The sequence below is a fragment of the Aminobacter sp. Y103A genome (assembly GCF_030294925.1).
Taxonomy (GTDB): domain Bacteria; phylum Pseudomonadota; class Alphaproteobacteria; order Rhizobiales; family Rhizobiaceae; genus Aminobacter; species Aminobacter ciceronei.
In genome coordinates this window covers 1,760,402-1,785,755 of sequence record NZ_AP017986.1, presented here as the reverse complement: position 1 = coordinate 1,785,755, position 25,354 = coordinate 1,760,402, and the positions used below count along the sequence as shown (strand labels likewise).

The 25,354-nt window shown below is 64.3% G+C and carries 27 protein-coding genes and 1 tRNA gene; 13 read left to right on the top strand and 15 right to left on the bottom strand.

Going from position 1 to position 25,354, the window contains the following annotated elements; all coding sequences use genetic code 11:
- Window positions 1-2: 2 nt before the first annotated feature.
- Entirely contained in the window at window positions 3-908 is a 906-nt protein-coding gene (gene cysD, locus Amn_RS08605; protein WP_067964446.1) for a sulfate adenylyltransferase subunit CysD, read from the bottom strand.
- A gap of 557 nt (window positions 909-1,465) precedes the next feature.
- On the opposite strand from cysD, the gene Amn_RS08600 reads away from it, so the two are divergent.
- From Amn_RS08600 to Amn_RS08575, 6 genes are all read left to right on the top strand, one after another.
- Complete coding sequence (locus tag Amn_RS08600) at window positions 1,466-2,872, top strand: hypothetical protein (RefSeq protein WP_154385972.1); 1,407 nt, start codon at window positions 1,466-1,468, stop codon at window positions 2,870-2,872.
- A gap of 48 nt (window positions 2,873-2,920) precedes the next feature.
- Complete coding sequence (locus Amn_RS08595) at window positions 2,921-3,289, top strand: hypothetical protein (protein ID WP_286296211.1); 369 nt, start codon at window positions 2,921-2,923, stop codon at window positions 3,287-3,289.
- A gap of 169 nt (window positions 3,290-3,458) precedes the next feature.
- The gene (locus Amn_RS08590; RefSeq protein WP_067964454.1) at window positions 3,459-3,761 is read left to right on the top strand and encodes a DUF982 domain-containing protein; all 303 of its coding nucleotides are present in this window, start codon (window positions 3,459-3,461) and stop codon (window positions 3,759-3,761) included.
- A gap of 15 nt (window positions 3,762-3,776) precedes the next feature.
- Window positions 3,777-4,061 carry a DUF982 domain-containing protein gene (locus tag Amn_RS08585; protein ID WP_067964456.1) on the top strand — a complete coding sequence of 95 codons (285 nt, stop codon included), beginning with the start codon at window positions 3,777-3,779 and terminating at the stop codon, window positions 4,059-4,061.
- Between the two features lie 250 nt (window positions 4,062-4,311).
- Window positions 4,312-4,560 (top strand): hypothetical protein, encoded by a 249-nt coding sequence (locus Amn_RS08580; RefSeq protein ID WP_067964460.1) that lies wholly within the window; start codon window positions 4,312-4,314, stop codon window positions 4,558-4,560.
- A gap of 70 nt (window positions 4,561-4,630) precedes the next feature.
- The gene (locus Amn_RS08575) at window positions 4,631-4,852 is read left to right on the top strand and encodes a hypothetical protein (RefSeq protein ID WP_182575795.1); all 222 of its coding nucleotides are present in this window, start codon (window positions 4,631-4,633) and stop codon (window positions 4,850-4,852) included.
- Window positions 4,853-4,874: 22 nt separating this feature from the next.
- On the opposite strand, the gene Amn_RS08570 is transcribed toward Amn_RS08575, so the two are convergent.
- The gene (locus tag Amn_RS08570) at window positions 4,875-5,039 is read right to left on the bottom strand and encodes a hypothetical protein (RefSeq protein WP_169808353.1); all 165 of its coding nucleotides are present in this window, start codon (window positions 5,037-5,039) and stop codon (window positions 4,875-4,877) included.
- Between the two features lie 809 nt (window positions 5,040-5,848).
- On the opposite strand from Amn_RS08570, the gene Amn_RS08565 reads away from it, so the two are divergent.
- Window positions 5,849-6,349: a YciE/YciF ferroxidase family protein gene (locus Amn_RS08565; protein ID WP_067966932.1), complete on the top strand. Its 501-nt coding sequence runs from the start codon at window positions 5,849-5,851 to the stop codon at window positions 6,347-6,349.
- Window positions 6,350-6,739: 390 nt separating this feature from the next.
- Here Amn_RS08565 and Amn_RS08560 read toward each other — a convergent pair whose 3' ends face one another.
- From Amn_RS08560 to Amn_RS08550, 3 genes are all read right to left on the bottom strand, one after another.
- Window positions 6,740-7,003: a hypothetical protein gene (locus Amn_RS08560; protein ID WP_067964462.1), complete on the bottom strand. Its 264-nt coding sequence runs from the start codon at window positions 7,001-7,003 to the stop codon at window positions 6,740-6,742.
- Window positions 7,004-7,330: 327 nt separating this feature from the next.
- On the bottom strand, window positions 7,331-8,338 hold the full coding sequence (locus Amn_RS08555; protein WP_286296202.1) for an NAD-dependent epimerase: 1,008 nt from the start codon (window positions 8,336-8,338) through the stop codon (window positions 7,331-7,333).
- 128 nt (window positions 8,339-8,466) lie between these two features.
- Window positions 8,467-9,060 carry a biotin transporter BioY gene (locus Amn_RS08550; RefSeq protein ID WP_286296200.1) on the bottom strand — a complete coding sequence of 198 codons (594 nt, stop codon included), beginning with the start codon at window positions 9,058-9,060 and terminating at the stop codon, window positions 8,467-8,469.
- Window positions 9,061-9,280: 220 nt separating this feature from the next.
- Between Amn_RS08550 and Amn_RS08545 the strand changes: the two genes are divergently transcribed.
- Window positions 9,281-10,186 (top strand): MBL fold metallo-hydrolase, encoded by a 906-nt coding sequence (locus tag Amn_RS08545; RefSeq protein WP_286296197.1) that lies wholly within the window; start codon window positions 9,281-9,283, stop codon window positions 10,184-10,186.
- 40 nt (window positions 10,187-10,226) lie between these two features.
- On the opposite strand, the gene Amn_RS08540 is transcribed toward Amn_RS08545, so the two are convergent.
- Together Amn_RS08540 and Amn_RS08535 are read right to left on the bottom strand one after the other, a co-directional pair.
- Window positions 10,227-11,045: a DUF1499 domain-containing protein gene (locus Amn_RS08540; RefSeq protein ID WP_286296195.1), complete on the bottom strand. Its 819-nt coding sequence runs from the start codon at window positions 11,043-11,045 to the stop codon at window positions 10,227-10,229.
- A 140-nt stretch (window positions 11,046-11,185) separates the two neighbouring features.
- A complete protein-coding gene (locus Amn_RS08535) occupies window positions 11,186-12,823 on the bottom strand; it encodes a fatty-acid--CoA ligase (protein WP_067964472.1) in 1,638 nt (545 codons plus the stop codon).
- 168 nt (window positions 12,824-12,991) lie between these two features.
- On the opposite strand from Amn_RS08535, the gene Amn_RS08530 reads away from it, so the two are divergent.
- Entirely contained in the window at window positions 12,992-13,747 is a 756-nt protein-coding gene (locus tag Amn_RS08530) for a hypothetical protein (RefSeq protein ID WP_246341027.1), read from the top strand.
- A gap of 18 nt (window positions 13,748-13,765) precedes the next feature.
- Here Amn_RS08530 and Amn_RS08525 read toward each other — a convergent pair whose 3' ends face one another.
- Both Amn_RS08525 and ppdK read right to left on the bottom strand, forming a co-directional pair.
- Window positions 13,766-14,503, bottom strand: a complete 738-nt coding sequence (locus Amn_RS08525; RefSeq protein WP_192317990.1) for a polysaccharide deacetylase family protein — start codon at window positions 14,501-14,503, stop codon at window positions 13,766-13,768.
- 268 nt (window positions 14,504-14,771) lie between these two features.
- Window positions 14,772-17,438 carry a pyruvate, phosphate dikinase gene (ppdK, locus tag Amn_RS08520; RefSeq protein ID WP_067964476.1) on the bottom strand — a complete coding sequence of 889 codons (2,667 nt, stop codon included), beginning with the start codon at window positions 17,436-17,438 and terminating at the stop codon, window positions 14,772-14,774.
- A gap of 206 nt (window positions 17,439-17,644) precedes the next feature.
- Here ppdK and Amn_RS08515 point away from each other — a divergent pair, with 206 nt between their 5' ends.
- Both Amn_RS08515 and Amn_RS08510 read left to right on the top strand, forming a co-directional pair.
- Window positions 17,645-17,980 carry a VOC family protein gene (locus Amn_RS08515; protein WP_067964478.1) on the top strand — a complete coding sequence of 112 codons (336 nt, stop codon included), beginning with the start codon at window positions 17,645-17,647 and terminating at the stop codon, window positions 17,978-17,980.
- Window positions 17,981-18,213: 233 nt separating this feature from the next.
- Window positions 18,214-18,288: transfer RNA gene (locus Amn_RS08510), tRNA-Gln, on the top strand.
- Window positions 18,289-18,370: 82 nt separating this feature from the next.
- Here Amn_RS08510 and Amn_RS08505 read toward each other — a convergent pair.
- Window positions 18,371-18,652 carry a LysR substrate-binding domain-containing protein gene (locus tag Amn_RS08505; protein WP_286296189.1) on the bottom strand — a complete coding sequence of 94 codons (282 nt, stop codon included), beginning with the start codon at window positions 18,650-18,652 and terminating at the stop codon, window positions 18,371-18,373.
- On the opposite strand from Amn_RS08505, the gene Amn_RS08500 reads away from it, so the two are divergent.
- On the top strand, window positions 18,644-18,862 hold the full coding sequence (locus Amn_RS08500; RefSeq protein ID WP_286296187.1) for a hypothetical protein: 219 nt from the start codon (window positions 18,644-18,646) through the stop codon (window positions 18,860-18,862). The two genes, Amn_RS08505 and Amn_RS08500, sit on opposite strands and share 9 nt — an antisense overlap.
- A gap of 133 nt (window positions 18,863-18,995) precedes the next feature.
- A complete protein-coding gene (locus Amn_RS08495; protein WP_286296185.1) occupies window positions 18,996-19,427 on the top strand; it encodes a GNAT family N-acetyltransferase in 432 nt (143 codons plus the stop codon).
- Window positions 19,428-19,499: 72 nt separating this feature from the next.
- Here the strand turns inward: Amn_RS08495 and Amn_RS08490 are convergent, their stop codons facing one another.
- The 5 genes from Amn_RS08490 to Amn_RS08470 are packed head-to-tail and all read right to left on the bottom strand — an operon-like array spanning window position 19,500 to window position 25,201.
- Window positions 19,500-20,618, bottom strand: coding sequence for an anhydro-N-acetylmuramic acid kinase (locus Amn_RS08490; RefSeq protein WP_286296183.1), 1,119 nt, complete (start codon window positions 20,616-20,618; stop codon window positions 19,500-19,502).
- A 2-nt stretch (window positions 20,619-20,620) separates the two neighbouring features.
- The gene (locus Amn_RS08485) at window positions 20,621-21,634 is read right to left on the bottom strand and encodes a serine hydrolase domain-containing protein (protein WP_286296182.1); all 1,014 of its coding nucleotides are present in this window, start codon (window positions 21,632-21,634) and stop codon (window positions 20,621-20,623) included.
- Between the two features lie 11 nt (window positions 21,635-21,645).
- Window positions 21,646-23,394 (bottom strand): ABC transporter ATP-binding protein, encoded by a 1,749-nt coding sequence (locus Amn_RS08480; RefSeq protein ID WP_286297961.1) that lies wholly within the window; start codon window positions 23,392-23,394, stop codon window positions 21,646-21,648.
- A gap of 14 nt (window positions 23,395-23,408) precedes the next feature.
- The gene (locus Amn_RS08475) at window positions 23,409-24,242 is read right to left on the bottom strand and encodes an ABC transporter permease (RefSeq protein WP_182575285.1); all 834 of its coding nucleotides are present in this window, start codon (window positions 24,240-24,242) and stop codon (window positions 23,409-23,411) included.
- On the bottom strand, window positions 24,242-25,201 hold the full coding sequence (locus Amn_RS08470; protein ID WP_286296180.1) for an ABC transporter permease: 960 nt from the start codon (window positions 25,199-25,201) through the stop codon (window positions 24,242-24,244). Before Amn_RS08470 ends, Amn_RS08475 begins: the two co-directional genes overlap by 1 nt.
- Window positions 25,202-25,354 lie beyond the last annotated feature (153 nt).

Here is a 25,354-nt window from a genome sequence, read left to right as displayed (position 1 = left end):
TCTCAGAAATACCCTTCGCGCTTCTTCTTTTCCATCGAGCCGGCTTCGTCGCGGTCGATGAGGCGTCCTTGCCGCTCGGAGGTGCGGGCGGTCAGCATCTCGCTGACGATGCCTTCGAGGCTGTCGGCGTCGGATTCGATCGCGCCGGTCAGCGGGTAGCAGCCCAGCGTGCGGAAGCGCACGAGCTTGTTTTCGACCACCTCGCCCGGCCTGAGCTTCATGCGGTCGTCGTCGCGCAGGATCAGCATGCCGTCACGCTCGACCACCGGCCGATGCTTGGCGAAATAGAGCGGCACGATCGGAATGTTTTCCTGCAGGATGTACTGCCAGATATCGAGCTCGGTCCAGTTGGAGAGCGGGAAGACGCGGATCGATTCCCCCTGGGCGACGCGGGTGTTGAAGATCTTCCACATTTCCGGACGCTGGTTCTTCGGGTCCCAGGCATGCTGGGCATTGCGGAAGGAAAAGATGCGCTCCTTGGCGCGCGACTTCTCCTCGTCGCGACGGGCGCCGCCGAAGGCCGCGTCGAAGCCGTATTTGTCGAGCGCCTGGCGCAGGCCGACAGTCTTCATCACATGGGTATGGGTGTTCGAGCCGTGATCGAACGGATTGATGTTGTCGCGGACGCCGTCCGGATTGACATGGACCAGGAGGTCGAAGCCGAGCTCGCGCGCCATCGCGTCGCGGAACTCGATCATCTCGCGGAACTTCCACGTCGTGTCGACATGCAGGAAGGGGAATGGCGGCTTGGCGGGGTAGAAGGCCTTCATCGCCAGATGCAGCAGGACCGAGGAATCCTTGCCCACGGAATAGAGCATCACAGGCTTGGTGAAAGTGGCGGCAACCTCACGGAAAATGTGGATCGCCTCCGCCTCGAGACGGTCCAGGTGAGTCAGTCTGGCAAGCATTGAAAAGCCTTCGGAAATCGTTCCATGGCCGCGGTTTGAGTGCCGAAACGACCGATTGGCTGCAGTTTCGCACAAATTAGCGGTGTCGCAAGCAGGACACGACCAAAATCCACCGCCTGCACAGTCAGTTTTTGCCCGCCTTCCGCATCTTCTGGAATGCAATTCCCCGGCACGCTTGAACAGCTGATCCTGGCGCGAAATTTGTCCTCAGACAGGCAGGCCGGTCAGTCGGAGGAGAACATCGGGGACACAGGCCACCAGGATCGGCGGCCGCCGGTTCGCACAGGCTCAGCGATGGACGGCAGAAAAGGTGTTGCCGCCGGACGCGATCATCTGGCGGCCGAGGTGAAGCGCCTGGATGCGGGGTGATGCCGGATCGAGCCGACGGATGCGCGGAGCCTCAGTCTTGTCGGCAGTCGCTTGCGGCCTTGGAAGAACAGGGGCGGGTCCGTCTTCTCGACCCATCTGAGATGCCTGAGTATACCGACTGGACGTAAGGTTAATATTTTGTTTCACTGATGAAGTAAGAGAGCAACGAAAACTCGTGGGGGGTATCGATGACTATCTCTGATCTTCATTCGCGATTCATCAATTTTGCCAAGGGCATGCCGGCAATTGCCTTCAGCAGGCTGCAGCTGGTTCGGGAAATCCAGGCAATCCAGGGCAAGCTGGAAGGGGTCTTCCCCGACCAGCCGGCAGTCGGCATGGGAGACATCCCGTTGCCGGTCTATGGGCTTGCCTATTCGGCGTTCCTGTCGGACCTGAAGGTCAAGATGGGCTTCGGTTATGTCGAGCTCGACGCCAGGATCGAGGCGACAATCCATCTCAGGGGCAATCCGAGCGAGATCATCAGGACCTACGAGGTCACGACCAGCCAGCCGATCCGGCTCGTGCTCGATTATGACTTTGCGTCGCGAAAACTGTTCTGGCGCGAGCAAGGCAGCGCCGACACCAACATGGTCGGAGCCTGGGGGCCGGACGCGGTCGCGGTCCTGGCGAAGACAGCCCTGCCCGCGCCGCAACAGGACAGCTTTCTGCAGGAGGTCGAGCTGCCGAGCATCTGGACCACCAAGAACATGTTCATCAATCTGCTGATCGCGCTCCTGCCCTATTACGAGACGGGCGAGCTTGCGCCCTGGCTGACATTGCTCGAGCCGCTCCAGTTCGACTATGACGGCGATCATGTGCTGGTCACCGCCTCGAGGGCGCAGATCGCTGTCGGAGGCTGCGACCCGACCTCGATCACCGTCGAGCCGGACCCGCTGTTTCCCTATGGCCAGGCGATCCCTGCGCCCAGCGTCAGCGCGGATCGGGTCGACATGGCCGTCTACCTGCCGAAGACCCGGTTCATCGACTTCACCGCCAAGGTTCTCCAGCCCGCGGTGATGGTCAACGCCGGCGGCGGCGGGCTCGTCAAATGGAGCGTCAGCGGGGCCTTTAGCCTCAAGAAGCTGACCGCCGACATCACCACCGGCATCATCTTTGGCGGCGCCGGCCTGACGGTAACCGGCAATATCGGGCTCCGGGCGGTCATCGACTTTCTCGGCGCCGCGCGGGCCTGGATCGACGGTCCCAGCGGCCTGAAGCTCGGCCTGGCGAGCGCGAGCGTACTGGGCAGCGGCGACTTCGCATCGGAAATCCGGCTCACCGCCGATCTGACCGCCGGCTATGTCTATGGCGACCTGGTGGTCACCCAGGCCGTTCTGACCAAGGTCGATTTCGACGTCAACACGCCGCTGGGCTGGCCGATCGACGATGTCGCCGGCGAAATCCTGGATCGGGTCGCAAAGAACGAGATCAAGAAGCTGACAGGCCAGGTGACGCATCTCGGCCGCTGGGACTTCATGGGCATTCCGTTCAGCTACAAGGACAGCCTGGGCGAGTTCGACGCGGCGACGCCGGTGATCGAGGGACTTGCCGGGGTCGCCGCCTACACCGGCATCGCCCGCATCGGCATCGGCTAACAGGCAACGTCACGGCCGCCGCGGGAGCAGCCCAAGGTCTTTCCCGCGATGGTCGATCGTCTCGCCGGTAATCTTCCCCAGAACCGCGTCAAGCCTGTTAACGTGGTCGTGCAGGAGCGAGTAGGTCTCGTTGAACGGCTTCAGGCCGATGAAGCACTGCTGGACTGCTTTGCGGAAAGGGATCGCGGCGAGGACAATCGCCTCGATCTCGCTCTCGGTCAGTTTTTCGCTTCTTTTGGGTCTGCGTGGCATGTCCCAATCTTCCCGGAAAAATGGCATCCCCTAGTCATTGATGGCGACAAGCCTGCGCAGCTTGTTGCCATCAATCAGACGTGGCTGCACCTGCAAAAGCGTGACCGAACCGCGACCTCGCTGGCATCGTTCAGCTTGGACAGGAAAGGGCATTGTCGGCATTAAGCATTTTGAACAAAACAGGAACAAATACCTTGCGGAGTCAATTCACGACGGTTCACGAAAATCGATCTTGAAACAAGAATTATCCCAACACATATCGAATGCGGGCCGGCACCGCTGTCGGCGTCGGCCTATCCAAAAACGCAAACTTTCGTTCGACTTGGAGGATCTGATGAGCGATCGGATGTTCGACAGCCCTGTTTTCGTGAAGGTCGGAAACAGTCTTGTTGAGGAGATAGCCTGCCTCGAGGACGCCCTAGAATTTCTCTACGAATGGCCAAGAAACCGCCGTGGCCCGATCTACGAGACGGCCCTGAGAGCGTGCCAGCGCGCCTTCGACAGCGACTATCCGATTTCCGCCGCGCGGCAGGCATTCATCGGCTTTGCCAAATCCATCGACATACTGGAAGACGTCAGCGTCCCACTGCCGTGGATGATCGGCGGCAAGACGGGCGCAAGTGGCGTCGGCGTTTGACGGGAGGGGCATGCAATGCTGGCACAGCCGTTCAGCAAGCCCGTCCGCGTTTGGGTCGGTCTTGGTTTCCCGCGTCAGCTAAACACGGTTGCCGACGCCTATCAGTTCACCATGGAATGGTGCGGCAACAGTCCGGAGCAAAGGGCTGCCATCAGAGCGTGTCGGGCTGCTTTGGCAGGCGACATCGATGCTGAAACCGCCAGGGGTGTCCTTGTCGCCTTTGCGCGCAAGAAGGACATCCTTGTTCAGGACGGCGCTGCGCCGCCGCCGGCGGAATCGGGACAGCAGAGACACGTCTGACTTATGGTTCAAACGGCGGGTGGCGACGTAGGGTCGCCACCCCACTGCACATGGACATGCCATCGATGCCAAAAAACATGGCGATCAAATCGCCGGAAAGTCACGCCAATTCGCTTGCCTATGACGCAGAATGCCAAAGCGCCCTGACAGATCGTTTGGAAAGCCTGCTTGACGATGCCCAGGCTGCCGGCTGGGATCGCACCAAGGCAGCCGCAGCAGCGCAAAACGCCTGAGGTCATCGGCCGACTAGATGAAGTTGTCCCAACCCTTTTTCATGGATGTCGTGTATGATCCGATCGCGGGCACATTCACAATGTCGAAAGGTTCCTGGAAGAACACCTATCCCATCTCCGATCTGCCTAAATGGCTCGATTTCTATCGAACTCAGCAGGTCATGTTTCCCCGCTACGCATCGCATTATCAGGATTCCGTCGACGCTCTGGAGAAGCTGACGGCAGACCTTCAAGCCAACGGGAGCACTCACGATGCCAAGCGGTGATGTGGCGGCCTGATATTCCATCTATCCGAGCGGTCGATCCACTGGCCGTCTCTGCGGTGAGGATGCAACCATGGTTGATGCCAAATATCTCAATCACAAGCTCGAATGTCCTTATTGCGAAACAATTCGCTTGCGCATTCCCGAGGATGTCGACCCTGGGACACCGATATCATGCGAGGATTGTGGCCAGTTCCTCGGAATCTGGGACGAGTTGCTGACGGACCTCGAAAAGCAGGGCGGGACCGACGGCGTTTTCCGATTGGACAAGGGCCGTATCAGGAAGATCGGATAGCCTTAAACGCCAGAGGTCTGCGTTACCGTTTTTTCGCCAGCAGATTGGCCTCTCGCAACAGCGACTGCCAACCATACCCGATGAGGGCGATGAGTTCTCGGGCTTCCTCTTCTGTTATGCTGGTTTCTGTCACGAGGCGCTGCACCAGCGGGTGAGAGCCAAGCGGTTTGTTCGGAAGGTCGGACATCTCAAGAAGTCCTTGTGCGCTCCTGTCGGTCGCGCTTCAGTTTCCGTTACAAGCAAGATCATCCAGATCGAGAGTGCTGCCGATGCGAACCCGTTGGCCGCCGGCAATTGCCACGCCAGACCACTCTCGCCTGTATCCGTTCCAAAGTCGAGGCGACAGGTTCCCTCCGTGCCGGAACAGGACCGGTGGCCTTGGCTCAGCCTTGTTGCTCAATTGCAGGTCACGCTTCGGTGGGCCGGGCTGCTCGATGCAGCTTGCAGCCTCCCCCATCATGAAGCGACGATCGCCAGGACGATGCCACCGACAACCAGCTTGGCGATCGAGCTGACCGGAAGCCCGGCAGCAACCAGACGACCGGTCGATCTGTCGGCCTTGCCTCCTGACGGGCACCGTCGGGCGGCAGCGCCCCGACGCCGGAGCCCCTCCCCCCGTCGCCAATGTTCCTTGCGGTCTGCTCGGCCTCGGTTTTCTTCTCGCTCGACGCACGCGCCGGTCCGACGGTTGCACCCTCACCCGCATCATCTGGAACAGACCTCGGCATCGGGCGTTGATCCGGCGTCAACCTATTCGATTTCAGGAGGTGCGCGACAGTGAAGGGTTTGTTGGGGCTCAATCTCCTGGGACGATGCGACGACGGCTTGAGCGACGGGTTCGAACAGTTGCTCCGTGCCGCGGCGCGCGAGGCGCAACGCGAGGCGACGTTAAGACGCCTGCTCGAAGCGGGTTGGTCACAAAGTGGCACCGCTTCGGAACCTGAGCCGACACCGGTCGTTGTCCCCGGGCAATACCTCAACCCCAGGAGCAACGACATGCCTAACAAGGAGAAGGGTCTCGACGACCTGTTCTACGACACGCTGCGCGACATCTATTATGCCGAGCGCAAGATTCTGAAAGCCCTGCCCAAGATGGCGCGCGGCGCCAGTTCGCCGGAACTGAAGGCCGCCTTCGACAAGCACCGCGACCAGACCGAAGGCCATGTCGAGCGTCTGCAGCAGGTGTTCGACCTTCTCGGCAAGCGCGCCCAGGGCAAGACATGCCCCGCAATTGACGGCATCATCGAGGAAGGCGAGGAAATCCTCGAGGAGTTCAAGGGCACCGCCGCCGGTGATGCCGGCCTGATCTCGGCTGCCCAGGCCGTGGAGCATTACGAGATCACCCGCTATGGCACGCTGCGCCGCTGGGCGGAGATCATGAAGATGCCGGACGCCGCCAAGCTGTTTGCGGCTACGCTCGCCGAGGAAGAAACCACCGACAAGGACCTGACCACGCTGGCCGACAGCAAAGCCAATCGCGAGGCTTTGGCGGCCTGAACCAGCCCACTCGCAAAGGGCTCGCCGGCACCGTCTGCGGGCCCTTTTTTGGTGCCGCCTGGCCGTCGACGAGCGCGCAGCACCGCTTCATCTTCATCGCGGACGCCGGCCCGGTGCATGGCCAGCAGAGGCTTCCACAGGTTCATGACGTTGGGTCCGAAGGATCGAGGCGCAAGGCAGGCATCGTCGTAGCGGCTCACCAGGAGTTGCGGTGCCGAAGGGCTGTCGGACAGACCGTCTCCCGATGCACGGCCGTTATGCTCTGAAGTCACGAAAACCTCGCAAACGAAAAGCCTGCCGTCCGCAAAGGGCAGGCTTTCGCATATGGGTAGAGAGTGGGAACAGAGCTACAGATCGATCGCGAGGGATCCGAACGCTACCTCGCCGCGCCTATTCTACAGTTGCTGCCAGGATCACCGTACTCAGCCGTCCACAATCGAATGCGGCGCGGATGTGAAGGCTGCCGCTGGATTTCTCCAATGCAACTGCCAATGCACTGGAATCGCTAATCCCCCGGCGGAATAGCGCCATCACACGTGTTGCTATCTCCTCACGATCACGGCCGCCCGCGACGCGATACTTCGCGCAATAGTCATCGACCGCTCTGGTAAGAATGGTGAGTTGGGCGGAGTCCGCCATACCGTTTGCCAACATGCTTGCTTCCCTGGACAGGGCGAAAGCACGATGACCGCTTCCAAGCGCCCGTTTGCCTGTTGCTGATACGGACGACTTGATGACGATAGCCCCGCTCCCTGGTCCGCGCTATTCAATATGACGTACCGCGCCAAATCCAAAAACGGGCGGAGCCTCAACGCATGGAAGAGGCCCGCCGGCAAAGCCAACGGGCGCCAGCAACGTCCTCAGCCGCGGAAAATCAGCGCGGCACTTCCGGCGAGGAGAAGCCCGACCGGCCGCCCCCTGGAGAGGGGCGGCATCGCGCGGTCGGTGAAGCGCCCGCGGGGAGACGCCCGATCGCCGTACCTACTGGACGCGGTAATATCTGCCGTACCAGTCGACGAAGCGGACGAGCCCGTCCTCGATCGGCGTGTGCGGCAGCTCGCCGATCAGGTTTTCGAGGTCGCCGACATCGGCCCAGGTGCTGAGCACGTCGCCCGGCTGCAGCGGCATGAAGTTCTTCACCGCCTCGCGGCCGGTCGCGCGTTCGAGGATGCGGATCATCTCCATCAGATGTTCCTTGCGGCGGTTGCCGATGTTCATGACGCGATGCGGCGCCCAGCTGCCCGACGCCCCGCCGGCTGAAATGTCATAGTCGGGGTCAGGCCTGGGCGGCAGGTCGATCAGCCGCACGATGCCTTCGACGATGTCGTCGACATAGGTGAAGTCGCGATACATGTCGCCATTGTTGTAGATGTCGATGGTCTCGCCGGCAAAGATCGCTCTGGTGAACTTGTAATAGGCCATGTCGGGCCGGCCCCATGGCCCATAGACGGTGAAGAAGCGCAGGCCCGTTGCCGGCACGCCGAACAGATGGCTGTAGGTATGCGCCATCAGCTCATTGGCCTTCTTGGTGGCGGCATAGAGGCTGACCGGATGGTCGGCGCCGTCGCGCGGCGAATAGGGCTGCTTCTTGTTGCCGCCATAGACCGAACTCGACGAGGCATAGATCAGGTGTTTCGGCTGCGTTGCGCGGCAGTTCTCGAGGATGTTGAGAAAGCCGGTGACATTGGCATCGACATAGGCTTGCGGATTGTCGAGCGAATAACGCACGCCGGCCTGTGCGGCGAGGTTGATGACGATCTCGGGCCGGCATTCGAAAGCGGACGTCACCGCCGCCGCATCGGCCAGATCGGCCTGGATGAAGCGGAAATCGCCATGCTCGGCGAGCAGCTGCAGCCGCGCGGCCTTCAGCGAGGTGTCGTAATAGTCGGTGACGCTGTCGAAGCCGACGACCTCGTGACCATCGGCCAGGAGGCGGCGGGCGACGTGGAAACCGATGAAGCCGGCCGTGCCGGTGACGAGAACGGTCATGAATTCACTGCTCTTCAAATGCAGAACGCCCCAGCCTTTCTAAGGCCGGGGCGTCCATTAATCCATCGCCCGTCAATCCATCGCCAAGCAATTCCACCGCCTGGCAGATCAAACGCCTGTCGAGGCGATCAGGCTTTCTTGGGCAGCAGCGCCCAGATCGCCGGAACGGCAGCGGCAGCCAGCGCCACCTTGATCAGGTCGGGCACGATGAACGGCACGACGCCGAACTGCCAGGACTTTTCCACGCCGATCAGCAGCGACAGCCAGGAGAAACCGAGCGCCATCATGACGATTTCGGCGACCAGCATGACGCCGAGCATCTTGACGATGCTGCGGCCCCAGCCACGGTCGACGGCCCAGCCGACGATCGCCGCCATGGCGACGAAGCCGAGCAGATAGCCGCCGGTCGAGCCGAGCATGTAGGCAATGCCGATGCCCTTTTCGGGCGTGCTCTGGAACACCGGATACCCCATGGCGCCCTGCGCCATGTAGAGCAGCAGCGTCGCCACGCCGAGGCGCAGGCCATAGGCCGCGCCGATGCCGAGCACGGCCAGCGTCTGCAGCGACATGTCGACCGGTCCGAGCACGACCTTGGTCTTGGCCGAAGCGATGAGCAGCAGCGAGCCTGCAACGGCCAACAACAGCTGCGTTGCCAGGCGCGTCGCGCCCTTTTCGGGCAATGCCGCCGAGATGAGTGCTGTGGAACTGGATGCAGCGGCCATGTAAATCCCCTTGTGGTATGCGCGCCGAGGCACGCTTTGCATGCCCCTGAAAATCGAACTCGATTTTCGCTGGGGATCATGCACCGATTCAAAACTGCTACAGCGTCCTTTGCGCCTCAACGCGCGGCGCTGTAGTCATGGTTTTCCCTATATTGTCTTCCATGCTAAGCGGCAAACGAATTTGCCCAGGGCACCTCGAACCCACAGATATCGGCTGGCCATGTCTCTCGATTTCGACACACGCTTCGACCCTGCCTACGGCCAGCCTGTCACTGTTGCCGACGGCGTCATGCGGCTCACCGCCAACAACCCAAGCGCCTTCACCTTCCATGGCACCAACAGCTACATCATCGGCACCGACACGCTTGCCGTGCTCGATCCCGGGCCAAATGACGACGCGCATCTCGAAGCGCTGCTTGCCGCCATTGCCGGCCGCCCGGTCAGCCATATCTTCGTCAGCCATACCCATCGCGATCACTCGCCGCTGGCGGCCCGGCTGAAGGCTGCGACCGGCGCCGTGACGGTTGCCGAGGGGCCGCACCGCTCGGCGCGTCCGCTGCGTATCGGCGAAGTGGCGCCGCTCGATGCCAGCAGCGACACCGACTTCGTCCCCGACGTCATTGTCGCCGACGGCCAGCTCGTCGATGGCGGCGGCTGGCGCATGCGAACGGTACTGACGCCTGGCCATGCGGCGAATCACGCCGCCTTTGCGCTCGAGGGCAGCGGCATCCTGTTTTCGGCCGACCATGTCATGGCCTGGTCGACCTCGATCGTGGCGCCGCCTGATGGTGCGATGTCGGATTACATGGCGTCGCTCGACAAGCTGATCGAACGCGACGACAGCACCTATCTGCCCGGTCATGGCGGCCCGGTCGCCTCGCCGCAGACATTCGTGCGCGGGCTGAAAGCGCACCGTCAGATGCGCGAAGCCGCGATCCTCGAACGCCTCGCGGCCGGCGACAGCTCGATCCCCGACATCGTGCGCGCCATCTATCGCAACACCGATCCCAGCCTCTACGGCGCGGCCGGGCTTTCGGTGCTGGCGCATCTCGAAGATCTCGTCGGCCGCGGCCAGGCCGTCAGCAACGGGGCAGCGGCGATCGACAGTCTCTATTCCCCAGCCTGAAGAACATCTGGTCAGAATAAATCGATCGTGCCTGCCAGGCCTATTGTTCGGGCGTCGCCGTCGTCGCGGTTCCGGCCTGGCTGGCAATTTCCTGGTCGAGCTCGGCCAGGAAAGCCGTGATCCGCGCGGCGTTTTCGCCGAGGTCGTGGCGGCCGTAGCGCGAGGCTGAGCGCATGTCGACAAAGGTCGAATCGCCGTCATCGACCATCCGGATGGCCACGTCGGAGGGCAAGGCCAGGATGAAGGTCCGTGCCACAGCCTCGATGTCGACTTCACCAGTGGCCTTGTCGGCGGCCGGCGGCGGCACGACGATCTCCCAGCCCTGGCGGGCGAGCACGGCCGAAACACTCTGCAGCACCTGGTCGAGCGACAGGTCGTAACGCCGCCCGGCAACCAGCGGATAGGACTGGGTCTGCAGGGTGCGCTCGCCTGCGGTCGGGATCTCGAGCCTGTTCATGGCGGAGGTGCGCAGCGAGGCCGCCGCCGTCAGCGCCGGCGGGTCATCGACATCGGTCGAGATGTCGCGCAGCATCGGCAAGGTGGCGATCTGGTAGGCGACAAAACCGAACGGCGCCAACACCACCAACGCCAGCAGGGCACCGAAGGTCAGGTCGTGCCCGCCGCGATCGCCGAATTTCCACAGCCGCGAAAAGGCAAAGCCGGACAACAGCAACGCAAAAGCGGCAAGCAGTGCGACGATGCCGAGCACCCAGAAGAACGCCGTGGTGTCGACGAGGCCGCGGCGATGGCCGAGAACCACTGTTACCAGCAGCACGGCCGCAAACGATGCCATGCCCCTGGACAGACCGGCCGAACGCGTGGTGCGCACCTCATGATATCTCGTCTGGAACTCAGCCATGGAACCCCGTTACCCACCCAGTCTAAATGGCAGCACTGCCGTCCCCACGGCAGACGTCGCTGCCTGGTCAAACTAGAAGGTTTCCGGCTGCGGTTGAAGCGGAAAGGCGGCTCATGCCCCCTTCCCGCACATGAACTTGTCTATGCCGCAGTGTCCGTCGGCAGGCGATAATCCCTGAATTTCTCGCGCAGCGCCGTCTTCAGGATCTTGCCGGTCGCGGTATGGGGGATTTCGTCGACGAAAGCGACGTCGTCGGGCATCCACCACTTGGCGACCTTGCCGTCGATGAACGCCAATATGTCGGCTTTATCAGGCTCCTTGCCCTGCTTGCGCACGATCACCATCAGCGGACGCTCTTCCCAGCGCGAGTGCCTGACCCCGATCACCGCTGCTTCCTGAACGTCGGGATGTCCGACCGCCAGGTTTTCAAGCTCGATCGAAGAAATCCACTCGCCGCCAGACTTGATCACGTCCTTGGAGCGGTCGGTGATCTGCATATAGCCATGTTCATCGATATGGGCGACGTCGCCGGTATCGAACCATTCGTCGGCGTCGAACTGCTCGGCGCTGGCGCCGCCGAAATAGGAGCCGGATACCGCAGGACCGCGCACCTTGAGCCGGCCGAAGGTCTTGCCATCCCAGGGCAGTTCGTTGTTGTCGTCGTCGGTGATCTTCATCTCGACACCGAAGGGCGTGTAGCCCTGCTTCTGCTGGAGGTTCAGCCTGTCGTCGCCTTCGAGCTCGTCATATTCGGGCTTGATGGTGCAGAGCGTGCCGAGCGGCGACATCTCGGTCATGCCCCAGGCGTGGATGACCTCGACGCCGTAATTGCGCTCAAACTTCTCCGTCACCATGCGCGGGCAGGCCGAGCCGCCGATCACCACCTTGTTGAGATGCGGCAGCTTCTTGCCGGTTTCCTCGAGGTGCTGCAGCAGCATCAGCCAGACGGTCGGCACGGCCGCGGTGAAGGTGACACGTTCGGTGTCGAGCAGTTCGTAGATCGAGGCGCCGTCCATCTTGCCGCCGGGCATGACCAGCTTGGCGCCGACCATCGGCACGCTCTGGGCCAGCCCCCAGGCATTGGCATGGAACATCGGCACCACCGGAAGGACGACGTCGCGCACCGAAATGCCCATGGCGTCAGGCATCACGGCGATCATCGCATGCAGCACGTTGGAGCGGTGGCTGTAGACGACGCCCTTGGGGTCACCTGTGGTGCCCGAGGTATAGCACATGCCGGCCGCCGCATGTTCGTCGAGCGCCTTCCAGGCAAAGTCGCCGTCGGCTTCGGCCAGCCACTCCTCATAAGCCATGACATTGGGCAGCGCCGTCGGCGGCAGATGGGCGGCATCGGTCAGGACGACGATCCGCTTCAGCGACGCGACCTGCGGCGCGATCTTTTCGACCAGCGGCATGAAGGTCAGGTCGACGAACAGCGCCTGGTCCTGGGCATGGTTCATGATCCAGACGAGCTGCTCGGGGAAAAGCCTGGGATTGAGCGTGTGATAGACGGCGCCCATGCCCATGATGCCGTACCAGGCCTCCATGTGCCGCGCCGAGTTCCAGGCCAGCGTGGCGATACGGTCGCCGAGCTTGTAGCCGTCACGCTCCAGCCGTTGCGCCACCTTGAGCGAGCGCGCGCGCAGCTCGACATAGTTTGTGCGAACGATGGGCCCCTCGATCGACCGCGTCACGATCTCCCGGTTGGGATGCTGCCGTGCGGCGTGGTCAATGATCTTGTGGCACAATAGCGGCCACTCCTGCATCAGTCCGAGCATGTGGATCCTCCCAGATCTTGTCAGGCCATTTTGGGCGCAATGGCCGGATTGTCCAGTCCGACCAAGGGGAAAGCCAAGCCGGCAAATCCAGCGGCCATATTGCGGCCACGGTCCCGGTTAACCTTTGTTACCGGCTGGCGGGATGGGCAAGATATTGTGAGGCATCACATGGATACGCATCCCCGCGCGGAAGACGAAGGCCTGCCGCAGCACGAAGCGTCATCGCAGGAGCCAGAGGCTCAACTGGATAATGTTGCCGAAACGGTTCAGCCGGAGCTGATCGCAGCCCCGGAGCTTATCGCAACCGAAGAGATTTCGGCCGGCGACGAGGCTGCCGACGTTTCCGCCGCCCAGGTTTCCGTTGCCGAGGCAGAAATCGTCGAGGCCGCATCCGAATCGGTCGCGGAAGCTGCGGCCGATGTCGAGCTTTCGGCGGAGGAGCTGTCCACCGAAGCTGCCGTGGTTCCCGAGGCTGCGGAAGCGCCTGAGCTTGCGGCGGAAACATCAGCCGAAGGTGAAGTTGAGGCGGAAGCGCCGGCCGCCGAGGAAGCTGCGCCCGTCGTGCTTGGCCCCGAGGAGCTGGCCGCGCAAGCGCCGGAGGACGCCGGACCGGCAACCATCGCCGCCCCCTCGATCGCTCCAGGCAGCGTCTCGGAATCGGAATTCGCCGACATGGTCGACGATGCGCTCGAGGCCGTCGGCGGCATCCTGCTGTTCAAGATGCGCCTCGACGAGGCCGGCGAGGACAGGCATGTCGCGGCGGCATCGATCGGTGACGGCGCCAGGCGCCAGTTCCTGCTGCTTTCGCTGCCTGTCACCGGCGGCAAGCTCAAGGTCGAATCGGCCAGCCGCAGCAACAGCCCATTGGCAAAACTCGCCGAAGCCTATGTCGGCGTGGTCGAGGCTTTCCGCGCCGCAGCGTGAAGCGGCGGCGCGACGGCATCAGTTCGTCGTGTCGTCGGTACCGTCATCTTCGACATCGTCCAGCCGCACGAAGGTGTAGCCCTTTGCCTTCAGCGCCAGCAGGCCCTTGACCAGCCCGCCGCCTGCCGCGTGGGTCGGCTGGTTGATGTGGGCGATGATGACGTCGCCATCCCTCGCAGCTGACACGCGGCGCTCGGTTTCGCGCGCACCGAGCAGCGAGCCGCCGTCGCCATTGATCGAATAGCCGGCGATCCTGAAGCCGAGACTGCGGATCAGTGCGATCGAGCTCTTGCTGTATTGCGCGGTAGCGCCGCGGAACCACTTCGGCGCCGGCCCGCCGCGCTCGGTCAGGGCCAGAGCGCCGGCCACGACCTCTGCCTGCACGGCCTCGCTGCTGCCGGCGCTTTTCAGCCCATAGATGCTGTGTGGCGTGTCGACCGCCGGCACATGCTCGGCGCCGTGATTTTCCAGCTCGAACAGCTCGGGATGCGCCCGCATGACGGCGAGCGCCTCGGCGTTGCGCTTCAGCCACTTGCCGGTGACGAAGATCGTCGCCGGTATCTTGTTGTCGACGAGTGCCGAGAGGATGCGGGCGTCTGTCTTGCCGCCGCAGGCGTCGAGCGTCAGCGCCACGCGGGGGGTGGCTTCGGTGGAAGGCCTGAGATGCAACCGCGGTTCGAGAAGTGCCGCCGAGGCTGAAGACCCCATCAGCGCCGCAAAACCGACGCCAATCAAAAACCTGCCGAGCATGCGCATGCGAATTTCCGGGAAATGCAGTCTGGAATCGCGGCCACTGGCACCCCAATCTTGGCGCGATGATGACCGTGACGGCTATTTGGCTGAGGTGCCGGACGCGTTGAAGACGATGCCGCACCGGCGTTGCTGCCGAACAACGGAACCAAGCGGCGCAATGCCGTCAGCCATCACGGTTCGAAATCGGCGTCTGCCTGGCGAGGTCAGCAGATGCGATCGGTCATACCCAATTTGCAAATGGGTATGACCGATTAAGTTGCCTTGGAACGCTTTAGCGCTGCGCCTTGACTGCCGACTGCGCGGCGGCAAGCCTGGCGATCGGCACGCGGAATGGCGAGCAGGAGACATAGTCCAGCCCGACGCTTTCGCAGAAGTGGATCGAGGCCGGGTCGCCGCCATGCTCGCCGCAGATGCCGAGCTTGATTTCCGGCCGCGTCGCCCTGCCCTTTTCGGCGGCGATCTTGACCAGTTCGCCGACGCCGTCGACGTCGAGCGAGACGAACGGGTCCTGCTCGATGATGCCCTTCTGGCGATAGGTCTCGAGGAAGGACGCGGCATCGTCACGCGAGATACCGAAGGTCGTCTGCGTCAGATCGTTGGTGCCGAAGGAGAAGAATTCGGCCGCCTCGGCAATGACATGGGCGCGAATGGCCGCGCGCGGCAGCTCGATCATCGTGCCGACGAGATAATCGATATTCACGCCCGTTTCCCGCATCACGCTCTGCGCGACCTGGTCGATGCGCGCCTTGACGTAGTCGAGCTCCTTCATCAGGCCGACCAGCGGCACCATGATCTCGGGCACGACCGGGCTGCCGGTCTTCTTGCCGGCCTCGACGGCCGCCTCGAAGATGGCGCGCGCCTGCATCTCGGCAATCTCGGGATAGGAGACGGCGAGACGGCAGCCGCGATGGCCGAGCATCGGGTTGAACTCGTGCAGCGCCTCGGTGCGCTGGCGCAGCTTGTCGGCCGAGACGTTCATCGCCGCCGCGACCTCGGCTATCTCTTCCTCGGTCTTGGGCAGGAACTCGTGCAGCGGCGGGTCGAGCAGGCGGATCGTCACCGGCAGGCCGGCCATGATCTCGAACAGCTCGATGAAGTCCGAACGCTGCATCGGCAACAGCTTGGCAAGGGCGGTGCGCCTGTCCTTCTCGGTGTCGGCGAGGATCATCTCGCGCATCGCAACGATGCGGTCGCCGTCGAAGAACATGTGCTCGGTGCGGCACAGGCCGATGCCTTCGGCGCCGAAGGAGCGCGCCATGCGCGCATCGGCCGGCGTTTCGGCATTGGTGCGCACCTTCATGCGGCGCGCCGCGTCTGCCCACTCCATGATGGCGGCGAAATCGCCTGACAGTTCCGGCTGCAGCATCGGCACCGAGCCCTTCAGCACCTGGCCGTTGGAGCCGTCGATGGTGATGACGTCGCCCTTGCGGAAGGTGTGGCCCATGGTGATCAGCGTGCCGGCGCGATAGTCGACGCGCAGCGAACCGGCGCCCGAAACGCAGGGCTTGCCCATGCCGCGGGCAACCACCGCGGCGTGGCTGGTCATGCCGCCGCGCGTCGTCAGGATGCCTTCCGAGGCATGCATGCCGTGGATGTCCTCGGGGCTGGTCTCGATGCGCACCAGGATGACCTTGCGCCCGGCCGACTTCAGCTCCTCGGCTTCGTCGGAGGAGAACACGATCTCGCCGGTGGCGGCACCCGGCGAGGCCGGCAGGCCGACGGCGATGACTTCGCGCTGCGCCTTGGGGTCGATTGTCGGGTGAAGCAGTTGGTCGAGCGCCGACGGATCGATCCGGCAGATCGCCTCCTCCTTGCTGATCAGCCCTTCGCCGGCCATTTCGGCGGCGATCTTGAGTGCCGCCTTGGCGGTACGCTTGCCCGAGCGGGTCTGCAGCATCCACAGCTTGCCGCGCTCGATGGTGAATTCGAGGTCCTGCATATCGCGGTAATGCTGTTCGAGGCGATTGGAGATCGCAACGAAGGTGTTGAACGCCTCCGGCATCAGCTTCTGCAGCGAGGGCTTGTCGGAGCCGGCGGCGATGCGCGCGGCTTCGGTGATGTTCTGCGGCGTGCGGATGCCGGCAACGACGTCCTCGCCCTGGGCGTTCACCAGGAACTCGCCATAGAGCATCTTCTCGCCGGTCGAGGGGTTGCGTGTGAAGGCGACGCCGGTCGCCGAGGTCTCGCCCATATTGCCGAACACCATGGCCTGGACGTTGACCGCCGTGCCCCAGCTCTCGGGAATGTCGTGCAGGCGGCGATAGGTGATGGCGCGGTGGTTCATCCAGCTCTGGAACACCGCACCGATGGCGCCCCAAAGCTGCTCGTGCGGATCCTGTGGGAAGGCGCGACCGAGCTCTTCCTCGACCTTGGCCTTGTAGAGCTTGATGACGTCCTGCCATTGCGGCGCGGTGAACTCGGTGTCGAGTTCGTAGCCGAGACGGCCCTTCTCGTCTTCGAGCAGTTCTTCGAAGACTTCATGATCGAGACCCAGCACCACGTCGGAATACATGGTGATGAAGCGACGGTAGCTGTCATAGGCAAAACGGGCGTCGCCGGCGTCGGCCGCCAGCGCCTCGACGGTGACGTCGTTGAGGCCGAGATTGAGCACGGTGTCCATCATGCCCGGCATCGAGGCACGGGCGCCCGAACGCACCGAGACGAGCAGCAGCTTTTCAGGGTCGCCGAAACGGCGGCCGGTGATTGCGCCGACAGTATCGAGGGCCGCCCGGACGTCGGCTTCGAGCGTCGCGGGATAGGCGCGGCCATTGGCATAAAACCAGTTGCAGGCTGCCGTGGTGATGGTGAAACCGGGCGGCACCGGCAGGCCGAGACTGCACATCTCGGCGAGATTCGCGCCCTTGCCGCCGAGCAGGTCGCGGTCGCTGGACCGTCCCTCCGCTGCACCGTCGCCAAAACTGTAAACCCACTTGGTCATGCCTTCTCCTCGCCGACTGAGTGTGGAGCCGGGCGGTGGCCGCCGCCTGCTTCTGCGGCGAGCGATAGGATGCTGCGCTGCGAAAGGCAAGGCACTGTTCCGCCACGGAATGTCCTACAATCGATTAATGAACCGGGACTGCGACACCCTTGCGGCCACCCCTTGCCTCATATAGAACATATCAGGAACGAATATCGGAGACGACCATGCGCAAGACCGGCAAGCTCGACTACATCGAAATGGCGGCGGTTGGCGGCACGCTCGACCATGTGAAGTCCTTCTACAGCGCGGCTTTCGGCTGGACCTTCACCGACTACGGCCCCGATTATTCAGCCTTCGCGGAAGGCCTCGACGGCGGTTTCCAGGCCGAAGTCCCGGCAAAACCGCTACCTGTACTCTATTCCGAGGCATTGGAAGACAGCCTTGCCGCGGTCGAAGAGGCCGGCGGCACCATCGTCAAGCCGATCTTCTCCTTCCCCGGCGGCCGGCGATTCCATTTCGTCGATCCGGCCGGAAACGAGCTCGCCGTCTGGGGCGAATGACCGCCATAGCTCCGAGGGGGCAGCGTTGCAGAGGCTCGGCAATCGCCGACACGTCGGCGCATGCGATTCGGTCGTTTCGAGCCTAATGCGACCAGCTCCCTGGGCCGCTCATACCTGACGCGAGCTGCCGCAAGATGATGCGGAAAGCGGCAAGGCTACGATTGTGCTTTTGCCGCGCGCTGCATATAAGGCGGCTGTCAATTGACTCGCTGCGGCCTACTGCCGAAGCGTGTTGGGGCGTCGCCAAGCGGTAAGGCATCGGTTTTTGGTACCGACATTCCCAGGTTCGAATCCTGGCGCCCCAGCCACAATTTTCGCAAATCGCTCGAAATCCCCTCAGTTCGCAAGGTTGGCGACGGGCCTCATGCGCGCGGCAGTCGCATCCTCACCTCACAACGTCGGCAGGACCTGCCGGATGTGATTGGCGAAAGCCTCGACCGCCGGCGAGCGTTCGGTGTCGCCATAGGCGATCAGCATGCCGAGGCTGGAAAGCGGCGGCAGCGGCGCGTTGAGGATGTGGAGGTCGGACGGCACCGCCTCCTTGGTCATGACGCTGATCGCCAGGCCCGAGCGGGCAACCGCGATCAGGCCGGCCAGGCTGTTGCTGGCATAGGAGATCTTGTAGCGCAGCCCGGCATGGGCCATGGCATCGCAGGCGGCGCGGTGATCCATCGCGTTGGAGGCCGGCAGCGCCATCGGGATGACCGAATCATCGCCGCCGCCATTGCCAAGGCGGGTTCGGCCGAGAACGCCCAGGAGGTCGCCGAGACGATGAGAGCGAACGGTCCCTGGACGACGGCGATCGGCGACATCGGCTACGACGCCAAGGGCGGCATCACCCGCCCCGCAAGCCGACCTATGCCCAGAAGCAGTAGCGTCTGAGGGAGGATGCCCGGCCCCACGGGGTCGGGCATCCCGCCGGCACTGGCGCACAGGATTATGTGCTTGTCAGGGGCCAATCAATGCGGCGCGGCCGAATTTTCCTGCTAGAAGGATCCGCCACCGGGTCCCCGCAATGAACCACACGATCACCGTCCTCGATAAGCCGTCTTCCGACGAGCTCGACATCATCGGCGAACGCCTCACCACATTCAATTCAGGGGATGTCGGCCCGGCAGAAAAGCAGGCGCTGATCGTTGCCGTCCGCGACGAGCACCAAAAACTCCTGGCCGGCATATCGGGCTACACCGCCTGGGGCTGGCTCTACATACAGTGGCTCTGGGTCGACGACAGCCTGCGCGGCCAGAAAATGGCGTCACGCATGCTGCAGGCGGCCGAGGACGAGGCCACCCGGCGCGGCTGCCACGGGGCCTATATCGACACCTTCAACCCGACGGCGCTGAAGGTGTATCAGCGCCAAGGCTACAAGCCGTTCGGCGAGCTGGCGGATTTCCCCAAAGGCCGCACGCGGACCTTTCTGTCCAAGCCGCTCCAGCCGGCGACCTGAACCGGCGGCAACTTGCTTGCCGCCCCTCCTGTCGATGGACTGGCTGCCTTGCGGTTGGCAGCCTCCAACCGGTCAGCCGGCGATGCGGCCGCCGGTCATCGGCTGCGGCACGCCGGTCGTGCTCGGGAAGCTGATCGGCAGGCCGCGCAGGACGCGCACGGCGAGGAAGGCGAAGCACTCGGCTTCGACGGCATCGCCGCGCCAGCCGATGGTGTCGGCGGAAACCGCCTCGACGCCCGCCCGCTTGCCCAGCATCGCCATGAAGGTCGGGTTGTGGCGGCCGCCGCCCGAGACGAACAGCCTCGTCGGCCGCTGCGGCAGAAGATCGAGCGCCTTGCCGACACAGGACGCGCTGAAGGCGGTCAGGGTGGCAGCACCGTCCTCGTTGCTCAACCCGTCGGCCATCGCAGCGGTGAAGTCAAAGCGGTCGAGCGACTTAGGATAGGCAGCCGTGAGATAGGGGTGTTCGAGCAGGCGCGCGAGGCGCGCCTCGTCGACGGTGCCGGCGGCGGCGAGCGCCCCGCCGCGGTCCATCTCGCCCAGCCCCCGCGCCTTGACGAAGTCGTTGATCGGCGCGTTGGCCGGGCCGGTGTCGAAGGCGACAAGGTCGGACTTGCCGTCCCACCAGGTGACGTTGCCGACGCCGCCGAGATTGAGGATGGCGCTGTCGCCGCTGGCGCCGGCCGTGCCCAGCAGGGCGGCGTGGTAGGCGGCGGCCAGCGGCGCACCCTGCCCGCCGGCGCGGATGTCGGCGGTGCGGAAGTCATAGACCACCTTGGTGCCGAGCAGCGACTGCATCAGCCGGCCATCGCCGAGCTGGCGGGTCTCGCCCGGCAGGCCGCCTTTCTGCGGGCCGCGATGCAGCACCGTCTGGCCGTGGAAGCCGACGACGCCGATCTCTGCCATCGCCATGCCGGCGCCCTCGACGACCTGGCGGACGGCGGCGGACTGGGCGCGGGTCAGCGCCTCTTCGGCCGCAGCGAAGATCGCCGGCTCCGGCCCCTCGAAGTTCCAGACCCTGGCCTCGGCCTGGGCCTGCTCCAGCATCGGCCGGACGGACGCCTCGTAAGGCACCAGCGCGTAAGGACCGAAGGCCTCGATGCGCTCGCCGTCGGTCTTGAGCAGGGCGACGTCGATGTTGCCGTCGAGCACGGTTCCGGTCATCAGCCCGACCGACCAGATGGGTTGCATGTTCAAGCTCCTGTCATGATGTCGCCGACCTGGCGGCGCAGATCTGATATGCCGCTGTCGAAATGACGCGTCGGGTGGATGCGGTTGGTGAGCAGGGTCCAGGCGCGGCCGGCGTCGAAATCGATCCACAGGCCGGTGCCGGTAAATCCGGTATGGCCGATCGTGGCTGGGCTGCAGCGGTCGCCGCCGGACCAGCCGGCATGAGCATGCTCCCAGCCATGCGTGCGCTTGTCCGAAAGCGGCGTGCGCATCAGCGCGATCGTGTCGGCGGAGGCGCCGCTGCCGTCGAGCAGGCCGTGGGCGAAATCGAGCACCGCAGCCGCCGTGCCGAACAGGCCGGCATGGCCCGCCCCCTGAAGTGCTGCGCAATTGTCGTCATGGACCTCGCCCGACAGCACCCGGTGGCGCCAGGTGCAGTCCTCGGTCGCCGCCGACTGGTCGGGATCGGCCGAAAAGGCAAAGCCCGGGCCGGCATCCATGCCGCGGATCCAGGTACCCGACAGGCGCTCCATGGCAAAGCCGAGCAGGATGAAGTTGATGTCGGAATAGACAGGCGCCTCCAGCTTCCGCCACTGGCGCTGCAGGACAAATGTCCTGAGGAGGTCGGGATCGCGGCCATAGCTGTAGATCGGCTCGACCGCCGGGAACGGCGTCTGGTGGCCGAGGCACTGGCGGAAGGTGACCTGCCGTTCCCAGGCGTCGGCATCATATTGTCGCAAGTCCGGCAGCACCGTCGTCAGGGGCGCGTCGAGGTCGATGCTGCCTGCCTCGGCCAGCGCGAGGATGCGCGGCGTGGTAAAGATCACCTTGGTCAAGGACGCCAGGTCGAACCAGCTCACTTCGCGCATCGGTCGCTCGGACGGCAACCGCTGCGCAAGGCCGATGGCGCGGGACAGGCGCCGGCCGTCCTTGTCGACGACACCCAGTACGCCGCCGGGAATCCGGCCGGCGGCGACGGCCTGTTCGAGCGGGACGAATGCATGCTCGAAGCGCTGGGCGATGTCGTGGCTGGCCATGTTCGCTTCCCTCAGGCGTCGGCGCGGACCTTGTGGTCGGCGCCGTATTGCATCCAGGTCGCGGCCGGCGGCTCGTAGCCGACCGGGCGCACCAAAGACGGCACCTGGCGGGTGTCGAGCTCGAAATGCTGCTTGCGGCGGTCGATAGTCGGCACGGCCTCGATGAGCTTCCTGGTGTAGGGGTGCTGCGGGTCCGACAGCACCGATTTCGCATCGCCGATCTCGACGATCTGCCCGGCATACATCACCGCGACACGATGCGCGATGCGTTCGACGACCGCCATGTCGTGCGAGATGAACAGATAAGCGAGACCATATTCGTGCTGCAGGTCGACCAGAAGCTCGAGCACACGGGCCTGGACCGACACGTCGAGCGCCGAGACCGCCTCGTCGAGCACCACCACAGACGGATTGAGCATCAGCGCACGCGCAATGCACAGGCGCTGACGCTGGCCGCCGGAGAACTGGTGCGGATAACGCGCGAGGCTGTCTTCGGGCAGGCCGACACGCTTGAGCAGCGCTGCCATCCTGTCGCGAACCGCCTTATCCGGGGAAGCGCCGGTGGCGATCACCGGCTCGGCCAGGATCTGCTCGACGGAGAGGCGCGGGTTGAGCGAGGCATAGGGGTTCTGGAACACCATCTGCACCGGCAGCCGGCTCTGGCCGGGGCGCGCGGCCTGGGCTTCGACGGCAAACGCCCCGCGCGTCGGCGCAACCAGGCCGAGCACGGCGCGCGCGGTCGTCGACTTGCCGGAACCGCTTTCGCCGACGATCGCCAGCGTCTCGCCCGGCAGCAGGTCGAAGCCGACGCCGTCGACGGCATGCACCGCACCCACCGGCTTGCTGAACCAGCCGCCCTTCAGCGGATACCGCACGACGAGGTCGTCGACTTCGAGCGTCGGCCTGGGCAGCGGGGCTGCCATGCGCGCGCCGTCGGTCCGTGCCGCTACGCCGCTGGAGAAATGCGGCACCGCATGCAGCAGATGCTGCGTATATGGATGTTGCGGCTTGTCGAGGATGTCGCCCAGGTCGCCCTGTTCGACCACCCTGCCGTCCTGCATCACCATGACGCGGTCGGCGATGCCGGCGACCAGGCCGATGTCGTGGCTGATGAAGATCATCGACATGCCGGTCTCGCGCCTGAGTTCGGCCAGCAGCGCCATGATCTGCGCCTGCACGGTGACGTCGAGGGCCGTGGTCGGCTCGTCGGCGATCAGCAGACGCGGATTGCAGGCGAGCGCCATGGCGATCATCACCCGCTGCAGCATGCCGCCCGACAGCTCGTTCGGCGTCGCCTTGAGCCGCCGTTCGGCATCGGGAATACGCACCCGCTCGAGCGCCTCGCGCGCAGCGTCACGCGCCTGCGCGCCGGTCAGGCCGCGATGCAGACGGAACGATTCTTCGATCTGGGCGCCGATGGTCAGCACCGGATTGAGCGAGGTCATCGGCTCCTGGAAGATGACGCCGATCTCGGCGCCGCGGATGCCGGTCAGCTCCTGCCGGCCGGCACGGGTGACGTCGAGCACGCTGCCGTCGGCGCGCAGCAATTCGATGGTGCCGCTGGTGATGCGGCCGCCGGCATAATCGATCAGGCGATTGGTCGACAGCGCCGTCACCGACTTGCCCGAACCGCTCTCGCCGACGATCGCCAGCACCTCGCCGACGCCGAGGTCGAAGCTGACGCCGTGGACGACCTCCTTGGCGCTGGCCGCCGGGCCGAAACTGACATGCAGGTCGCGGACCGAAAGGATCGGCTTCATATCAGGCGCCATGGTCACGCCCTCCTCGTCTTGGGGTCGAGGATGTCGCGCAGCGCATCGCCGAGAAGGTTGAAACCGAGGATCGAGAGCATGATGGCGACGGCCGGAAAGGCCAGCAGCCACGGCGCCTGCTCCATCAGGTTGCGGGCATCGCTCAGCATAAGGCCGAGCGACGAGGCCGGCGGCTGGGTGCCGAGGCCGAGGAAGCTGAGGCCGGCTTCGGTCAGCAGCGCCCAGGCGAGCGCCAAAGTCACCTGCACGGTCAAAGGCGCCACCAGGTTGAGCAGCAGGTGCCGGGTCAGGATGTAGCTGCGGCTGGAGCCGAAGGTGCGGGCTGCATCGACGAAGTCGCGCGCCTTGAGCGACAGCGCCGGGCCGCGCACCACACGGGTGAAGATCGGGGTGTAGACGATGCTGATGGCGGCGACGCTGGTCCAGGTGCCCGGGCCGACGATGGTGACGATGAGCAGCGCCAGCAGGATCGCCGGGAAGGCCAGCAGCACGTCCATGAACCGCATCATCACCGTGTCCCAGCGGCCGCCAAACCAGGCGGCGGTGAGGCCGAGCACGGTGCCGGCAAGCGTGGCGAGTGCTACGGAGAAAAACGCCACGGTGAAGGACTGGCCGATGCCCTTCATCAGGCGGCTCATGACGTCGCGGCCGAACAGATCGGTGCCCATCCAGTAGGACGATGTCGGCGCATGCAGGCGGTCGATGCGGTACTGCATCAAGGGGTCATGCGGGGTCAGGCCGACGGCGCCGAGCAGGGCGACGAGCAGATAGACCAGCACGATGACGCCGCCGATGCGGCCGCTCGGATGCGAAAGAATGGCCTTCACGACACGCATCAACGGCCCTCCAGGCGAATACGGGGGTCGAGCGCGGCATAAGCGAGGTCGACGAGCAGATTGACGATCATGAAGTTGAGGGCGATGAACAGCACCGCACCCTGCACCAGCGCGTAGTCGCGCTGCAGGATGGCTTCGAGCACCATGCGACCGAGGCCGGGCAAGGCATAGATCTGCTCGACGATGACGGCGCCGCCGAGCAGATAGCCGAATTCGATGCCGCTCAGCGTCACCACCGGCACCAGCGCATTGGGCAGAGCGTGGCGCCAGATGACGCTGCGCTCGGAGGCGCCCTTGCTGCGTGCGGTGCGGACATAGTCGTCGCTCAGCACGTCGAGCATGGCCGAACGGGTGACGCGGGTGACCGACGACGCAAAGGCGCAGCCAAGCGTGATCGCCGGCAGGATCATCTGGCCGAGATTCTGCAGCGGGTGCTGCCAGAACGGGGTGAAGGCGCCCATCGTCGGCAGCACGCCGAAGCCGGCCGACAGGATGTAGATGATGACAAGGCCGACGACGAAACTCGGCGTCGACTGGCCGATCATGGCGACGATGCGGACGCCGAGATCGGCGGGACGTTCGTTGCGGGTGGCGGCGAAGACGCCGGCCGGCACGCCGATCGACAGCGCGATCAGCATGGCCAGAAGCGCCAGTTCGAGCGTCAACGGAAAGCGTTCGAGGATGACCGACAGCACCGGCTTGCCATAGGTCACCGATATGCCGAGGTCGCCGCTGAACAGGCCGGTGAACCAGCGCCAGTATTGGACCGGCCAGGGTTGGTCGATGCCGAAATAGACGGCCAGCGAATCCCGCTGCTGCGGCGTCAGAAGCCCAGCCTCGGTGCCCAGCATGGCGGTGATGGAATCGCCCGGCACCAGCCGGATGGCGATGAAGACGATGATCGAGACGCCGATCAGCACCAGGGGAAAGGCCCGCAGGCGACGTATCACGTAACTCATGGCGTAAGGACCATCTGGAGTTGGGGAGCCGTTGCGGTTCCCGGGCTGGACCGGCCATGGCCAGTCGCGGGTTCAAGGCCGGTCGGGATTCAAGGGCGGTCGCCATCGGCTCAACGGCGACCGCCTTTGGGCGGCAGCAGGGAGATGCCCGCC

Bases quoted from the DNA above. Each gene is read 5' to 3' on its own strand.
- cysD (WP_067964446.1), bottom strand. From the start codon at position 908: ATGCTTGCCAGACTGACTCACCTGGACCGTCTCGAGGCGGAGGCGATC.
- Amn_RS08600 (WP_154385972.1), top strand. From the start codon at position 1,466: ATGACTATCTCTGATCTTCATTCGCGATTCATCAATTTTGCCAAGGGC.
- Amn_RS08595 (WP_286296211.1), top strand. From the start codon at position 2,921: ATGGTCGATCGTCTCGCCGGTAATCTTCCCCAGAACCGCGTCAAGCCT.
- Amn_RS08590 (WP_067964454.1), top strand. From the start codon at position 3,459: ATGAGCGATCGGATGTTCGACAGCCCTGTTTTCGTGAAGGTCGGAAAC.
- Amn_RS08585 (WP_067964456.1), top strand. From the start codon at position 3,777: ATGCTGGCACAGCCGTTCAGCAAGCCCGTCCGCGTTTGGGTCGGTCTT.
- Amn_RS08580 (WP_067964460.1), top strand. From the start codon at position 4,312: ATGAAGTTGTCCCAACCCTTTTTCATGGATGTCGTGTATGATCCGATC.
- Amn_RS08575 (WP_182575795.1), top strand. From the start codon at position 4,631: ATGGTTGATGCCAAATATCTCAATCACAAGCTCGAATGTCCTTATTGC.
- Amn_RS08570 (WP_169808353.1), bottom strand. From the start codon at position 5,039: ATGTCCGACCTTCCGAACAAACCGCTTGGCTCTCACCCGCTGGTGCAG.
- Amn_RS08565 (WP_067966932.1), top strand. From the start codon at position 5,849: ATGCCTAACAAGGAGAAGGGTCTCGACGACCTGTTCTACGACACGCTG.
- Amn_RS08560 (WP_067964462.1), bottom strand. From the start codon at position 7,003: ATGTTGGCAAACGGTATGGCGGACTCCGCCCAACTCACCATTCTTACC.
- Amn_RS08555 (WP_286296202.1), bottom strand. From the start codon at position 8,338: ATGACCGTTCTCGTCACCGGCACGGCCGGCTTCATCGGTTTCCACGTC.
- Amn_RS08550 (WP_286296200.1), bottom strand. From the start codon at position 9,060: ATGGCCGCTGCATCCAGTTCCACAGCACTCATCTCGGCGGCATTGCCC.
- Amn_RS08545 (WP_286296197.1), top strand. From the start codon at position 9,281: ATGTCTCTCGATTTCGACACACGCTTCGACCCTGCCTACGGCCAGCCT.
- Amn_RS08540 (WP_286296195.1), bottom strand. From the start codon at position 11,045: ATGGCTGAGTTCCAGACGAGATATCATGAGGTGCGCACCACGCGTTCG.
- Amn_RS08535 (WP_067964472.1), bottom strand. From the start codon at position 12,823: ATGCTCGGACTGATGCAGGAGTGGCCGCTATTGTGCCACAAGATCATT.
- Amn_RS08530 (WP_246341027.1), top strand. From the start codon at position 12,992: ATGGATACGCATCCCCGCGCGGAAGACGAAGGCCTGCCGCAGCACGAA.
- Amn_RS08525 (WP_192317990.1), bottom strand. From the start codon at position 14,503: ATGCGCATGCTCGGCAGGTTTTTGATTGGCGTCGGTTTTGCGGCGCTG.
- ppdK (WP_067964476.1), bottom strand. From the start codon at position 17,438: ATGACCAAGTGGGTTTACAGTTTTGGCGACGGTGCAGCGGAGGGACGG.
- Amn_RS08515 (WP_067964478.1), top strand. From the start codon at position 17,645: ATGCGCAAGACCGGCAAGCTCGACTACATCGAAATGGCGGCGGTTGGC.
- Amn_RS08505 (WP_286296189.1), bottom strand. From the start codon at position 18,652: ATGGATCACCGCGCCGCCTGCGATGCCATGGCCCATGCCGGGCTGCGC.
- Amn_RS08495 (WP_286296185.1), top strand. From the start codon at position 18,996: ATGAACCACACGATCACCGTCCTCGATAAGCCGTCTTCCGACGAGCTC.
- Amn_RS08490 (WP_286296183.1), bottom strand. From the start codon at position 20,618: ATGCAACCCATCTGGTCGGTCGGGCTGATGACCGGAACCGTGCTCGAC.
- Amn_RS08485 (WP_286296182.1), bottom strand. From the start codon at position 21,634: ATGGCCAGCCACGACATCGCCCAGCGCTTCGAGCATGCATTCGTCCCG.
- Amn_RS08480 (WP_286297961.1), bottom strand. From the start codon at position 23,394: ATGAAGCCGATCCTTTCGGTCCGCGACCTGCATGTCAGTTTCGGCCCG.
- Amn_RS08475 (WP_182575285.1), bottom strand. From the start codon at position 24,242: ATGCGTGTCGTGAAGGCCATTCTTTCGCATCCGAGCGGCCGCATCGGC.
- Amn_RS08470 (WP_286296180.1), bottom strand. From the start codon at position 25,201: ATGAGTTACGTGATACGTCGCCTGCGGGCCTTTCCCCTGGTGCTGATC.